The 13,462-nt window shown below is 68.1% G+C and carries 10 protein-coding genes; 5 read left to right on the forward strand and 5 right to left on the reverse strand.

Going from position 1 to position 13,462, the window contains the following annotated elements:
* Window positions 1–177 precede the first annotated feature (177 nt).
* Window positions 178–1,998: a sensor domain-containing diguanylate cyclase gene (locus tag ACN8ZM_RS23000; protein ID WP_420212470.1), complete on the forward strand. Its 1,821-nt coding sequence runs from the start codon at window positions 178–180 to the stop codon at window positions 1,996–1,998.
* A 132-nt stretch (window positions 1,999–2,130) separates the two neighbouring features.
* On the opposite strand, the gene ACN8ZM_RS23005 is transcribed toward ACN8ZM_RS23000, so the two are convergent.
* The 3 genes from ACN8ZM_RS23005 to ACN8ZM_RS23015 all read right to left on the reverse strand — a co-directional run bounded on the left by ACN8ZM_RS23005 (window position 2,131) and on the right by ACN8ZM_RS23015 (window position 6,050).
* On the reverse strand, window positions 2,131–3,471 hold the full coding sequence (locus ACN8ZM_RS23005; RefSeq protein WP_420212471.1) for an MFS transporter: 1,341 nt from the start codon (window positions 3,469–3,471) through the stop codon (window positions 2,131–2,133).
* A gap of 87 nt (window positions 3,472–3,558) precedes the next feature.
* On the reverse strand, window positions 3,559–4,911 hold the full coding sequence (locus ACN8ZM_RS23010) for an MFS transporter (protein WP_420212472.1): 1,353 nt from the start codon (window positions 4,909–4,911) through the stop codon (window positions 3,559–3,561).
* Between the two features lie 179 nt (window positions 4,912–5,090).
* Window positions 5,091–6,050: an MBL fold metallo-hydrolase gene (locus ACN8ZM_RS23015; RefSeq protein ID WP_043183605.1), complete on the reverse strand. Its 960-nt coding sequence runs from the start codon at window positions 6,048–6,050 to the stop codon at window positions 5,091–5,093.
* A 177-nt stretch (window positions 6,051–6,227) separates the two neighbouring features.
* Between ACN8ZM_RS23015 and ACN8ZM_RS23020 the strand changes: the two genes are divergently transcribed.
* Window positions 6,228–7,877: an IclR family transcriptional regulator gene (locus tag ACN8ZM_RS23020; protein WP_420212473.1), complete on the forward strand. Its 1,650-nt coding sequence runs from the start codon at window positions 6,228–6,230 to the stop codon at window positions 7,875–7,877.
* An 824-nt stretch (window positions 7,878–8,701) separates the two neighbouring features.
* On the opposite strand, the gene ACN8ZM_RS23025 is transcribed toward ACN8ZM_RS23020, so the two are convergent.
* Window positions 8,702–9,184, reverse strand: a complete 483-nt coding sequence (locus tag ACN8ZM_RS23025) for an Lrp/AsnC family transcriptional regulator (protein WP_021159229.1) — start codon at window positions 9,182–9,184, stop codon at window positions 8,702–8,704.
* A gap of 285 nt (window positions 9,185–9,469) precedes the next feature.
* On the opposite strand from ACN8ZM_RS23025, the gene ACN8ZM_RS23030 reads away from it, so the two are divergent.
* The 3 genes from ACN8ZM_RS23030 to ACN8ZM_RS23040 all read left to right on the forward strand — a co-directional run bounded on the left by ACN8ZM_RS23030 (window position 9,470) and on the right by ACN8ZM_RS23040 (window position 11,910).
* Window positions 9,470–10,117 carry a LysE family translocator gene (locus ACN8ZM_RS23030; RefSeq protein ID WP_089453048.1) on the forward strand — a complete coding sequence of 216 codons (648 nt, stop codon included), beginning with the start codon at window positions 9,470–9,472 and terminating at the stop codon, window positions 10,115–10,117.
* 124 nt (window positions 10,118–10,241) lie between these two features.
* On the forward strand, window positions 10,242–11,417 hold the full coding sequence (gene kch / locus ACN8ZM_RS23035) for a voltage-gated potassium channel protein (protein WP_420212474.1): 1,176 nt from the start codon (window positions 10,242–10,244) through the stop codon (window positions 11,415–11,417).
* Window positions 11,418–11,478: 61 nt separating this feature from the next.
* On the forward strand, window positions 11,479–11,910 hold the full coding sequence (locus ACN8ZM_RS23040; protein WP_043183601.1) for a YqaA family protein: 432 nt from the start codon (window positions 11,479–11,481) through the stop codon (window positions 11,908–11,910).
* A 59-nt stretch (window positions 11,911–11,969) separates the two neighbouring features.
* Here ACN8ZM_RS23040 and ACN8ZM_RS23045 read toward each other — a convergent pair whose 3' ends face one another.
* On the reverse strand, window positions 11,970–13,433 hold the full coding sequence (locus ACN8ZM_RS23045; protein ID WP_420212475.1) for an MFS transporter: 1,464 nt from the start codon (window positions 13,431–13,433) through the stop codon (window positions 11,970–11,972).
* Window positions 13,434–13,462: the final 29 nt, after the last annotated feature.

Genomic DNA, 13,462 nt, shown 5'->3' on the forward strand with positions numbered 1-13,462 from the left:
GAACACGCGCCGGACGCTTTCCCGACCGCCGCATCGACATGCACCGACCGCCGATTTCTGGCCGCTTGCCACGCATTCCGCGCAACAGTAAGCTCTGCGATTACAGTCCCCCAAGCAGCCTCGTTCGACCGGCATTCGTCCGATCACGAGCGCAATCGTCCGTTGCGGAATTCGACCATGCGGTTCCGGATGTTCATCACCGAGACCGGCGATGCGCCGGCCTCCGCGCGCGGCGCGGCCGACCGTCAGCCGGCGCTTCCGCCCCTGCCCGAACTGGACACCGTCTGCCGTGTCGCGCGTGCGTATTGCGCCGCCGCCGGCGCATTCATTGCGCGCGCCGAAGCCGATGCGCAACGCGTGCTGGCCGCCGACGGCGCACTGCCCGATCCGCTTCCCGATCGATTTCCCGCCGAATGCCTGCTGCCCCAAGCCGAGCCGGATCCGACGGACGATGCCCGCTTCGCGCTGCCCGGTGCGAACCGCACCGGGCAAGACGACGACCACCCGAGTCATGCACTACGGATCGTCGCGGCCTGCGAATTGACGGCGCCCGATGGCGCGACCCTCGGCACGCTGTGCGTCGTCGACGATACGTGCCTGACGCTCGACGCCCCCCGATATGCGGTGCTGCGCGACCTCGCCACGCTCGCCGCAAGCGCGCTTGCCCGCGCGATCGAAGCAAGCGCGTTACGCGAGCGGCTCGGCATCGTCGAGGAACACAGCACGCTGACCACGCTCGCGCTGACCGAAAGCGGCACCGGCGTATGGGATCGCAACGTGGCAACCGGCGAGATCCATTACTCGCCGGCCTGGAAGGCGATGCTCGGCTACGCGCCGCACGAACTCAGCACCCGGATCGAGGATGCGTACGAGCGACTGCATCCGGACGACATCGACGACGTGAAGGCCGCGATGCTCGCGCACTTCGAAGGCCGCACCGACTACTACGCGGTCGAGCACCGCATCCGCTGCAAGGACGGTTCGTACAAGTGGATCTGCAGCCGCGGCAAGGTGATCGCCCGCGACGGCAACGACCGCGCGCTCCGGATGGTCGGGACGACTACGGACATCACCGCGCTGCGTGAGCTCGCCGCGCGGTTGCGCGACTCGGCCGCGCTCGTCACGGATCTCACCGACCAGGTGCCCGGGCTCGTGTTCCAGCTGCGGCAGGCGGCCGACGGGCACCGCTTTTTTTCCTACGCGAGCGCGGGGGTCGGCGACATCTACGAACTGACGCCCGAGCAGATCGCCCGCAGCGCGGAGGCCGTCGAGACGCGGATCCATCCGGCCGACCTGCTCGCCTATCGGCAGTCGCTGCACGACTCGTCGGTGCGACTGACGCCGTGGCGCCTCGAATATCGCGTGCTGCTGCCCGGCCAGGGCCTGCGCTGGCGCGAAGGCGATGCGCGCCCGCTGCGCACGGCCGACGGCGGCACCGTGTGGCACGGCTTCATCACCGACGCGACCGACCGCAAGCACATCGAGGCCGAACTGCACCGGATGGCGACGACCGACCACCTGACCCAACTGTCGAACCGTCACGCCTTCATGCGGCAAAGCGAAGCCGCGCTGCGCACCGTGCGCACGACCGGCCTGGCCGCCGCGGTGCTGATGCTCGATCTCGATCACTTCAAGGCGCTGAACGACCGCTGGGGCCACCCGGTCGGCGACCGCGCGCTCCGGCATTTCGCGCGGCTGCTGCTCGCGGAAACCGGGCCGGACGGCATCGTCGGCCGGGTCGGCGGCGAGGAATTCGCGATCGTGCTGCCGGGATCGGATCTCGACAAGGCACTGGCCTTCGCGCAGCGCGTGCAGCAACGCACGATGCAGGCGCAGTTGATGCACGAGGATCAGCAGGTCACGCTGACCGTCAGCATCGGCATCGATGCGATGCGGACGTCGGACTTCGGCGCGTACCAGCCGCTGTCGCGCGCCGACAAGGCGCTCTATCTCGCGAAGGAGCGCGGCCGCAACCGGATCGAGGTGTATCGGGCGTAGCCGGCGCGATGATCACGTCGATTGCGTGCCTGACGATCGACCGGCAGGCGCGCGGTGGCCTGATCCACAGGGCGCGGGTGCTGCTCGGGCTGTTCCTGCCCCTCACCTGAATCCGCCCCGCAGCCGCCGGCGTCACGCCGAATCGGCTTGCGGCGTGGCCCGCACGCCCAACAGCATCGCAACCGCGCACGCGGCCAGCAACGCCGCGATCATCAGCATCGCCGGATCCATGCTGCCCGTTCTCGTGCGGATCAGCCCGACGAGCCACGGCGTGATCATGCCGCTCGATACGCCGATGCTGCTGATCAGCGCGATCCCGCCCGCCGCGCCCGCGCCGGAGAAATACGCGGACGGCACGGCCCAGAACACCGGATGCGCGGCGAAAATCAGCATCGCCGCGATCGACAACAGCGCCATCATTGCGACGATGCTCGGCAGATGCAGCGTCAGCAGCACGAGCGCCAGCGCGCCGCCGAACGCACACGCGGCGAAGTGCCAGCGCCGTTCGCGCTTGCGATCGGAGCGCCGCGCGATCGCGATCAGGCCGGCCGCGCCGATCGCGTTCGGCACGACCGACAACAGGCTGATCTGCACGACATCGTGGATGCCGAATTCGCGGATCATCAGCGGCATCCAGAACAGCAGCATCAGGAGCGCGGTGGTCAGCGAGAAATAGATGAACGCGAACAGGTACGTGCGCGGTTCGGCCAGCACCTGCCGCAGCGAATGCGGTGCCGGCGACTCGGCACCGGCGCGGTCGGCGGCCAGGTCGGCCGCGAGCCGTTGCCGATCGGCGTCGGACAGCCAGCTCGCCTGCTCGGGACGATCGCACAGCCAGAACCACGCGACCACGCCGAGCAGGATCGCGGGCGCACCCTCGATCGCGAACATCCATTGCCAGCCATGCAGCCCGAGCACGCCCGACATCCCGCGCATCAGCCAGCCCGACAGCAGCCCGCCGACCATCCCGGCCACCGCGACGCCCGCATAGAAGATCGACAGCACCGATGCGCGCCGCCGCGCCGGGTACCAGTAGGTCAGGTATAACACCACGCCCGGAAAGAACCCGGCTTCGAACAGCCCGAGCAGGAAGCGCAGCACGTAGAAATGCTTCGCGCTGTCGACGGTGATCATCGCGACCGACACGGCGCCCCACAGGAACATGATCCGCGCGAACGTGCGGCGCGCCCCGAAGCGGCGCAGCAACGCGTTGCTCGGCACCTCGAACAGCACGTAGCCGACGAAGAACAGCACCGCGCCGAGGCTGTACATCGCGTCGGTCAGGCCAAGGTCCTGCCGCATCTGCAACTGCGCGAAGCCGATGTTGCTGCGATCGAGGATCGACACGATGTAGCAGATGAACAGGAACGGCACGATTCGCGCGCCGATCCGCCGGTACAGCGCATCGTCGTCGGTTGCAGCAACGCCGGACGCGACGGCACGCGCGGCGTCCGCTTGAAAGGGGGCAGACATCGATCGTCTCCTCGATGGATTCGGGTACGGGACGGACAGGTGACGCCGGTCGCCGCCGCCCGCGCGCAGCGACCGGCCGTTGCCCGCTCAGTCGCGCGGCGCGCCTTCGCCTTTCACGCCGAGCATCAGCGCGGCCCCGCTCGCCACCAGCAGCGCGGCCAGCAGATACACGGCGAGATCCATGCTGCCGGTCTTCGTGCGGATCATCCCGATCACCCACGGGCTGACGATGCCGCTCGTGATCCCGATGCTGCTGATCAGCGCGATTCCGGCCGCGGCCGCATTGCCCGACAAGTAGCGGGTCGGCACGGCCCAGAAGATCGGCAGCGCGGCAAAGATCAGCGTCGCCGCGATCGACAGGCACGCGAGCATCGCCGCGAAGCTGTGCAGGTGCAGCGTCAGCGCCGCGAGTGCAAGCCCGCCGCCGATCGTGCAGCACGCGAAGTGCTTGCGGCGCTCGCCGGTGCGATCCGAGCGGCGCGCGATCAGGATCAGCCCCACCGCGCCGACCGCGTTCGGCACGACCGTGTACAGGCTCACGGCGACGACGTCGGTCACGCCGAAGTCGCGGATCATCAGCGGCATCCAGAAGTTGAGCGTCAGCGACGCGCAGGTCAGCGAGAAATAGATGAACGCGAACAGATAGACGCGCGGGTTCGTCAACGCGGCCGCGAGGCTGCGCCGGTCGTGCGTGTCATGTGCGGCGCCGCGCCCTTCCGCGCACAGCGCGGCGACACGCGCCTTTTCGTCGGACGTGAGCCAGGCAGCGTCCTGCGGCCGGTCGACGAGCTTCGTGAACGCGGCGAACGCGAGCAGGATCGCCGGCGCGCCTTCGATCGCGAACATCCATTGCCAGCCGTGCAGCCCGAGCACGCCGCTCATGTCACGCATGATCCAGCCCGACATCAGGCCGCCGAGCACGCCGGCCACTGCCACCCCCGCGAAGAACACCGAGATCGCGGCCGCACGCCGGTTCGCGGGAAACCAGTAGGTCAGGTACAGCACGATGCCGGGAAAGAAGCCCGCTTCGAACACGCCGAGCAGGAACCGCAGCACATAGAAATGCGACGGCTGCGACACGAACATCATCCCGGTCGACGCGATGCCCCACAGCAGCATGATCCGCGTGAAGGTGCGGCGCGCGCCGAAACGCGCGAGCAGCAGGTTGCTCGGCACTTCGCAGAACACGTAGCCGACGTAGAACACCGCGGCGCCGAGGCCGTACATCGCGTCGCTGAAGCCGAGATCGTGCTTCATCTGCAACTGCGCGAAGCCAATGTTGATGCGGTCGAGGAACGAGACGACGTAGCAGAGGAACAGAAACGGCACGATCCGCCATGCGATCTTGCGGAACAGCAGCGCGTCGTCTGAGGCGACAGACGTGGAAGCCGAAGCACTCGCGTGCGCGAGCGTCGCTTCGGCGGGAAGCGATTGGGGCATGTCTCTCTCCAAACCGGCTGCGCGATTCGAGCGCGCAGCCGTCTCCCAGGGCGTACGTGCGCCCTGCTTTCTTGTGAGATCAGATACGGCAGACGGAAAGTCGGCGAAAAGCCGCGGCCGGTCGCCGCTTCAGAAAAAAGGCGGAGCGCCCTGTCGGGTGCCCCGCCTGTGCAAGCCGCTCAGTCCTGCAGCGCGGCCCACATTTCCTTGTCGCGCTGCGCGGTCCAGATGCGCGGATGCGTGATGCCGCTCGCTTCGTCGAACGCACGCGACACATCGAACGGCAGGCAATGCTCGTAGATGAACACGTGGCCGAACTTCGGGTCCATCGCTTCGCGCGTGAGCGCCATCGATGCCTTCAGGTCGAGCTTCTGTTCGACGGCCTTGCGGCCCTGTGCGAGCAGCGTCGTGACGAAATCCTTCGTGTAGTCGAGGCCCTTGTTCACTTCGGCCGGGTTCAGCAGCGCGGGGCCACGGCCCGGCACGAGCTTCTCCGCGCCGAGCGCGCGCAGCGCCTCGAGCGTGGCCGGCCACTGTTCGAGCTGCGCGTCGCCGCAATAGCACGCGGCGTCGTATTCGACGAGGTCGCCCGAGAACAGCACCTTCTGCGACGGAATCCAGACGATCGTGTCGCCCTTCGTGTGGCCCGACCCGACGTGCATGATCTTCACTTCGAGCTTGCCGAGGAACAGCGTGATCTCGCGCTCGAACACGAGCGTCGGCCAGGTCAGGCCGGGCACCGTCTCGACACCCGCGAACAGGCGCGGGAAGCGTTCGATCTCCGACTTCATGTCGGCCTCGCCGCGCTCGACGATCATCTCGTACGTGCCCCGGCTCGCGATCACGTGCTGCGCGCCTTCGTCGAAATACGCGGATGCGCCGAGCACGCGCACCGCGTGGTAGTGCGACAGCACCACGTGCTTGATCGGCTTGTCGGTCACGCTGCGGATCTTCGCGATCAGATCCTGTGCCATCGCGGGCGTCGCGGTCGTGTCGACGATCAGCACGCTGTCGTCGCCGATGATCACGCCCGAGTTCGGGTCGCCTTCGGCGGTGTACGCGTACGCGTTCTCGGACAGCTTCGTCCAGGTGACTTTCTTCTCTTCCAGATCGGCTTGGGAGGCGAATGCTTTGGCCATGTTGCGTTCCGTGGCTGCGAGCCATGTGTTGAGGGGAGTGAGCGGATCTTCGGCCCGCATCGAATATTTGTCAATGACAAAGTCGCTTGCTATTGTCTAATACGGGTAAACCTGCGGGCTGGCGCGATAAATGGCGTCGGATACCATGCGGGGTTTCGTCAACGGAAGAATCATCGCGTGCAGAACCACGAAGTCAGCGCAGACGACGCGCCGCCCAAGGCGCAGCGCGGGATCCAGAGTGTCGAGGTCGGCGGCCGGCTGCTCGACGCACTCGCGCGCCGTCGCAAGCCGCTGGGCCTGTCCGAACTGGCCGCGGCGGCCGACCTGGCGACCGCGCAGGCGCACACCTATCTCGTGAGCCTGACGCGGCTCGCGCTCGTGAAGCGTGACGCGATCACCGGCAACTACGAGCCGGGCCCGTTGTCGCTGCGGCTCGGGCTGATGTCGATCGAGCGCCAGCCGGCCTATCGCGCGGCGCTGCCGCACGCGGCACGGCTCGCGGAAGCGGTCGGCCTGAGCGTCGCGCTGTCGGTGCCGGGCGCGCTCGGGCCGACGATCGTGCGCATCGAGCACGGCGGCTATCCGCTGCACGTGAACCTGCACGTCGGCTCGGTGATGTCGCTCGACACGACAGCCACTGGCCGCGTGTTCCGCGCGTTCGGCGATCCCGCGCAACTCGACGCGATGGCGGCCAGCCAGGCCGGTGCGGGCGCCACGCTCGCGGGCGCCGAACAGCCTGTGCCGGATACCGGCGTGCCGCCGGCCGAACTCGATGCGATCCGCGCACGCGGTATCGAGCGCGGCGTCGATCTGCCGAGCCCCGGCGTCAGCGCGATGTGCGTGCCGGTGTTCGACGCGGACGGCAAGCTGCAGCTCGCGTTGACGGTGATCGGTTCGACGGGCTCGATCGACGTCGACTGGGACGGCCCGATCGCAGCGGCACTGCGCGACGCGGCACGGCAGGCCACCGCCTCGCTCGGCGCGGCGCACGACGCCCCGCCGCCCGCGTCCGGCCCGGCCCCGGCCGCCCTGCGCCTGCCCCCCGCGCTGGCCGACGATGCGAAAGCGCAGCGCGGGATCAATGCGCTCGACAGCACCGGCGAGCTGCTGCTCGCACTGGTATCGGCGGGCCGCGCGCTGCCGCTGCGCGATCTCGCGGCGGCGGCCGGCATGCCGGCGGCGAAGGCGTTTCCGCATCTCGTCAGCCTGCAGAAGATCGGCCTGCTGAGCCGCGACGACGCCGGCTGCTTCGGCGGTGGCCCGCTCGGGCAGGCGCTCGGCCTGATCGCGATGCAGCGCGTGTCGCCGACCCGCGACGCCGAAGCCGAGATCGTCGCACTGGCCGGCGCGACCGACATGAGCGTGGCGGCCGCGACGCTCGGGCCGCTCGGTCCGACCGTGATTCGCCTCGAAGAGTCGGCGCGGCCGCAGCACGTGAGCCTGCAGGTCGGCACGGTGATGTCGCTGGTCAATACGGCGATCGGACGAATCTTCGCGGCCGGCATGTCCGACGACGTGCTGGCCGACCTGCTCGCCGACGAGCCCGTGCGCCTCGCGGGCAACGCCGCCGCGCCCGCCGACGACGCCTTCCGCGCGCGGCTTGCGACGATCCGCGCGGACGCACTCGATTTCGCGTTCGACGCGCCGGTGCCGGGCATCGGGACGGTCGCCGCGCCCGTGTTCGATCACACCGGCAGCATCCGGCTCGTGATCGCGATCATCGGCTCGTCGCGCGGTTTCCCGCGCGGGCCGGACAGCGACCTCGCGCAAGTGTTGCTCGCCGCGACACGGCGGCTGTCGTGGCGGTTCGGGTGGATCGGCCGGTAAGCCACCGCCCGCTTCCGCCGTCCTCCTCACCGCTCGAATCCCTTCTCTTGTCCCATGCGAGGCCGTGCAGGCACGGCCTCGCCACGCCTGCGCGCCCGAGACCAAGCCACCCGATATTCATGTTGCGAAGCAGCAACACAAATTGTCAGTAATTCTCATATAACGAAATCGCATTTCACAAAGCGGAGCCGTTTCGCTATGATTAGGGTTATCCCTAACTCGCCACCTATACGGGGCTTCGTCATGCAAACGTCCAATGTCTCCAACCGTTCCACCGAATCCGCAGGCTGGCTCGCACGTGTGAGCGACCTGATTGCAGAAGCTTGGGCACTCCACCTCGAGAACTGCGAAGTCATCGCTGAAGCACACGCACGCCTGCCGCACTGAACGGAGCGGCCGGCCGCCAGTTGGCCGCACAATCCCCTGCCTGATCCGCTTGCCCGAACGCGCGCCGCGAGGCCGCAGCGTCGGGCATCGGCATGCAGTGCACGGCATCTCGCCTGGCTGTCGGTCGGAAACCGGCCGGGGTTGCCCCGGTTGAATGCGCTCGCCGCGTCGGGAGCGCGTAGCAGTCACGTTGAAGCCGATGCCGGCGCCGACCGGCGTCGGCGCGGTTCTGTCGGACGGTTGCCCGGGCGGGCAGCCGTCATCGAGCCGGCGCGCGGTTACGCCGGATCGTCCCGGATGGAAGATTCATCCGCTTTACCGGCCCGGGTACCGAACCGCGCGATGCGGCTTGCCCTGCACCCGATTGCCGTCTTTCCCCGCGCCCACGCGCAGCCACCTGCGCCGTCGTATCAACGCCGGCCGCATGCTTATTCCCCTCACACCTGAATCGACGGCACGTCCTTCATGCAGCGCAGCGCGAACATCGAGCGGCTGTGACGGATGCTCGAGATCTTGTACAGCTTTTCGCGCAGGAAACGCTCGTAGCCGGCCGTGCCGTCCACCGCCACCTTGATCCAGTAGTCGTACTCGCCGGACACGAGATAAGCCTCGAGCACCTCGGGCAGTGCGGCGAGTTCCTCACCGAAGCGGGCGAGCGCGTCGTCCTCGTGACGATCGAGCGTGACTTCGAGGATCACGATGTCCGCGTAGCCCAGCTTCCGCTGATTGACGAGCGCGACATAACCGTCGATATAGCCGTCCACCTCGAGCTGCCGCGTGCGGTTCCAGCACGCGGTGGTCGACATGCCGATCTGTTCGGCCAGTTCGGCGTTCGACAGACGCGCGTTTTTCTGCAGTGCGCCGAGGATCTTGCGGTCCTGACTGTCGAGCGTTTTCGGCGAGCGTTCACGTGTGGCCATGACAAGAAGAATCTTCTACTGAAAACCGGGATTCTATCTGAACGACATTCCGGATTTGTGTCGGTTTGTGTGGAAATGCGGAAGCCTTTTAATCCGGCCCCTTGATATATTTTTACCCATGCCTGTTGTCCGGCACGCTCCCCGCGACAACCCCCTCGCACCGGGACGCACGGCCGCAATCACGAGTTGCGGTGCCGGCCAGCAGGCATGCGATTCCCCGCCGCCCGCGCGCCTATCCGGCCGCGCGGCTTCGGCGCCCGTGTTCCTGTTCCTGCCCTACCCGTCATGTCGTTCAGGCTTTACCTCTCGTTTCTCGCTGCTTCCGCCGTTCTCGTCTACGCCCCCGGCCCCGTCAACCTTCTCACCATGAACCAGGCACTGCGCGCCGGCTGGCGTCGCGCGCTGCCGTGCGTCTGGGGCGGCACGCTCGCCGTGCTGCTGCAACTCGCGCTGACCGCGCTGTGTCTGAATTCCCTCGTGCATCTCGACGAGCGCGCGCTGACCGTGCTGCGCTGGGCCGGCGCGGCCTACCTCGTCTGGCTCGGCTGCAAGCAATGGCTCAGCCGTGCGCCAGCCGGAGCACCCGCTGCCTCGGCCGGGCCGGCCGGTGCGGCAACGCCGGAAACCGACTCGCACCGCGCGCTGTTCTGGCGCGGCGTCGCCACCTCGGGCCTCAACCCGAAGACACTGCTGTTCTTTCCGTCGTTCTTTCCGCAGTTCATCAGCCCGAGCGCCGACTGGAGCCTGAACCAGCAGTTCCTGCTGCTCGCGGCGACGTTCGCGGTGCTGTTCGCGGGCGGGGTCGCGTCGATGGCGCTGTTCTCGCACCGGCTGAGCCGCGCGCTGCAACGGCCGGCGCGGATGCGCGCGATGAACCGCGTGACGGGCGGGCTGCTCGTCGGGATGGGCGCGATCATGGTCGGCTGGAACTGACGCGCCGGGCGGCCGGCCGGCTTCATCGCGGCCGCCGCCACACCCGTCGAAAAAGCACGCGATCGCCGAATGCTTTAGGGTAGCGGCTGGTTCGTTGGACATGCCCGGCCAGCCGGGCGACTGGATGAAGCCCCTCACTACCCGCCTGCGGCGCCTGTTCGCGCCGATCGGCCTGCACTGGTATCTCGCCCTCCTCCTCGCACTCGATGCGCTCATGGTGCTGCGCCCCGTGGTCGACCATGCCCGGCTCGGCGTGCATCACGCGTGGCTCGCCGATGCGCTGAACCTCGTCGACAACGCCGGGCTCGTCGTGTTGCCGCAAGTGGTCGTCGCGGCCGGCCTAGCGACGATGGCCATCGGCATCGTGCTGCGCGCCCGCGTCGCGTGGGTGCTGTCGATCCTGCTGCTGGTCGCCGCCGCCGCGATCAGCGTGCTCGGCGGCTATCGCAGCCACGCGGTATTCGTCTATACGGCCGTGCTGGCCGTCGCGCTGCTGTATTACTGGCGGCACTTCGACCGCGCGAGCGTCGCCGCGAGCAGCCTGTTCGCGTTGCTGAGCATCGTATCGCTGCTGATCTACGCGACCTTCGGCGTGCTGTATCTCGGCGACGAATTCACGCCGCCCGTCCACGATCTCGCCACGGCCGTCTATTTCTCGATCGTGTCGATGTCGACGGTGGGCTACGGCGACATCGTGCCGCACGCACCGACCGCGCGCCTGTTCACCGCGTCGGTGATCGTGCTCGGCATCACGGTGTTCGCGACGTCGATCAGCGCGGTCGTCGGCCCCGTGATCGGCGGCAATCTGAAACGGATCGTCAAGGGAGGCATTTCGAACGTGATCCGCAAGCATCATTACCTGATCGTCGGCGCGACACCCGTCGCGCATGCGGTACACGACGGGCTGCGCAAGCGCGGCTACGCGGTGACCGTCGTCGTGCCAGCCGGCGTCGAGCACAACTATCCGGCCACGACCGACCTGATCGTCGGCGATGCGACCGACCACGCGGTGCTGGAAAGCGCCGGCGCGGCGACCGCGCGCGCCGTGCTCGCGCTGCGCTCCGACGACGCCGAGAACGCCTTCATCATCCTCGCGATCCGCGAGATTGCAGCGTCGGTTCGCACGGTCGCGCTCGTGAACCAGCAGCGCAACCTCGAACGGCTGCGCCTCCTGAAACCCGACATGGTGTTTTCGCCCCAGCAACTCGCGGGCGAACTGCTGGCCAGCACGCTCAACGACGAACCCGTCGACAAGTCGGTGATCTCGCACCTGCTGTTCGGCACGGCCGACGCCGCATGAACGCATGAACGTGTGACCCGGTGCCCCAGGGCGGCCGGCGCGTGCCCGGTACAATCGCGCGATGTCCGAATTGCTCACTTACGGCGGCCTGTTCGCCGTGTCGATGGTCGCCGCGACCCTGTTCCCGCTCCAGTCCGAAGCCGTGCTCGCCGGCCTGCTGCTCGCCGGGCGCGAACCCGTGTGGGCGCTGGTGCTCGTCGCGAGCGTCGGCAACGTCGCCGGCTCCGTGATCAACTGGGCGCTCGGGCGCGGCATCGAGCACTTCCGCGAGCGCCGCTGGTTTCCCGTCAAGCCGGCCGCGCTCGCGCGCGCCGAGGGCTGGTATGCCCGCTACGGCCGCTGGTCGTTGCTGCTGAGCTGGGCGCCCGTGATCGGCGATCCGCTGACGATGATCGCCGGCGTGTTGCGCGAGCCGCTGCCGTCGTTCCTCGCGATCGTCACCATCGCGAAGGTCGCCCGGTATCTCGTGATCGCGTGGCTCATTCCAGGTTGACGGGTTGACGCGTCACCGTTGAACCCGGCACGCGCCACGCGAAAGCGGTCGCGCCCGGACTACCGCTGCCTCGCGCGCACGGCCGGGCCGCGATACCCTCCCCCCGAACCCGATTCCGCCGCGCCCTGCCGTGCAGCCGCGGGCGCCGCAATCTCGTCGAGCGAACGGCGATTGGTACGCGGACCAAACAGCCCGATCGACAACATCACGACCAGCATGCTTGCGCCGATCAGCACGAACACCGCCGGCACGCCGAGATGCGCGAGGATCAGCGCGATCAGGTAGCTGCTCACCACGCCGGTCAGCCGGCCGAACGAGTGGACGAACCCCAGCGCGCGGCTGCGAATCGCAGTCGGGAAGACCTCGGCCTGATAGGCGGTCGCATTGCTCGCGAGCGTCGTGTTGCAAAAGGTGATCAGGATGCCGAATAGGATCACGGCCGCGGCCGACGACGACATCGCGAAGGCCGTCCCGAACAACGCGACACCGAACGCGGTCGCCACGATCAGCCACTTGCGCTCGACGCGATCGGAGAACAGCCCGGCCGCGAGCGGCGAAAGCGGATACGCGAACGCGATCAGGAACGCATAGAGCAGGCTTTGCGTCACGGGCGTACCGCGAGCCGCCAGCAGGCTCGGCAGCCACTGGCTGAACCCGAAGAAGCCGATGCTCAGGCACGCGTTGAACGCAATCAGCATCAGCGTCCGGCCGCGCAAGCCTTCATCCCACATCGACACCGCGCGCACGGTTTCCGCTTCGCCCGCCGCGACGGGCGGCACGTCGGGCAGCGGCCCGCCATGCTCGCTCGCGACGCGCGCCTCGATCTTGCCGAGCACCGCTTCGGCTTCGTCCGCGCGGCCGCGCATCGCGAGCCAGCGCGGCGACTCCGGAATCCGCGATTGCAGCCACCAGACGACCACCGCACCGCTGCCGCCCGCGAGGATCACCCACCGCCAGCCGGAAATGCCGAGCGGCGCACGCGGGATCAGCAGCCAGGACGCGAGCGCAAGCACCGGCATCGCGAGATAACCGATCGCGAAACACACGGCGAACGCACGACCACGCATGCCCTTCGGCACGAGTTCCGTGAGGTACGCGCCGATGGTGATCAGTTCAGCGCCCACGCCGATGCCCGCGACCAGCCGGCACAGATGAATGCCGACCGCCGTCTGCTGCATGCACATCGCAAGACTGGCGAACGTATAGAGCAGCAGCGAGCCGGTGAAGACGGCGCGCCGTCCGAAACGGTCGGCAAGCCGCGCCACGGCGATTTCGCCGATGAACAGGCCGATGAACGTCGCCGCGCCGAGCGTCGCCTGGTCGGACAGGCCGAACATGCCCTTCGCGCCGACGTGAAAAATCCCGTCGCTGACGAGGCCGGCCGGCAGGTACGTCATCTGGAACAGGTCGTAGACCTCGAAGAAACCGCCGACGCTCAGCATCAGCACGAGGCGCCAGATGCTGGCCGTCGGCGGCAGACGGTCGATGCGCGCCGTCACGGCAAGCGCGGTTGAGTTGGACATGCTGCTGTCTCCGGAAAGGAATGCGGGGT

The sequence above is a fragment of the Burkholderia aenigmatica genome (genome assembly GCF_048627025.1).
GTDB lineage: Bacteria > Pseudomonadota > Gammaproteobacteria > Burkholderiales > Burkholderiaceae > Burkholderia > Burkholderia aenigmatica.

Bases quoted from the DNA above. Each gene is read 5' to 3' on its own strand.
- ACN8ZM_RS23000 (WP_420212470.1), top strand. From the start codon at position 178: ATGCGGTTCCGGATGTTCATCACCGAGACCGGCGATGCGCCGGCCTCC.
- ACN8ZM_RS23005 (WP_420212471.1), bottom strand. From the start codon at position 3,471: ATGTCTGCCCCCTTTCAAGCGGACGCCGCGCGTGCCGTCGCGTCCGGC.
- ACN8ZM_RS23010 (WP_420212472.1), bottom strand. From the start codon at position 4,911: ATGCCCCAATCGCTTCCCGCCGAAGCGACGCTCGCGCACGCGAGTGCT.
- ACN8ZM_RS23015 (WP_043183605.1), bottom strand. From the start codon at position 6,050: ATGGCCAAAGCATTCGCCTCCCAAGCCGATCTGGAAGAGAAGAAAGTC.
- ACN8ZM_RS23025 (WP_021159229.1), bottom strand. From the start codon at position 9,184: ATGGCCACACGTGAACGCTCGCCGAAAACGCTCGACAGTCAGGACCGC.
- ACN8ZM_RS23030 (WP_089453048.1), top strand. From the start codon at position 9,470: ATGTCGTTCAGGCTTTACCTCTCGTTTCTCGCTGCTTCCGCCGTTCTC.
- kch (WP_420212474.1), top strand. From the start codon at position 10,242: ATGAAGCCCCTCACTACCCGCCTGCGGCGCCTGTTCGCGCCGATCGGC.
- ACN8ZM_RS23040 (WP_043183601.1), top strand. From the start codon at position 11,479: ATGTCCGAATTGCTCACTTACGGCGGCCTGTTCGCCGTGTCGATGGTC.
- ACN8ZM_RS23045 (WP_420212475.1), bottom strand. From the start codon at position 13,433: ATGTCCAACTCAACCGCGCTTGCCGTGACGGCGCGCATCGACCGTCTG.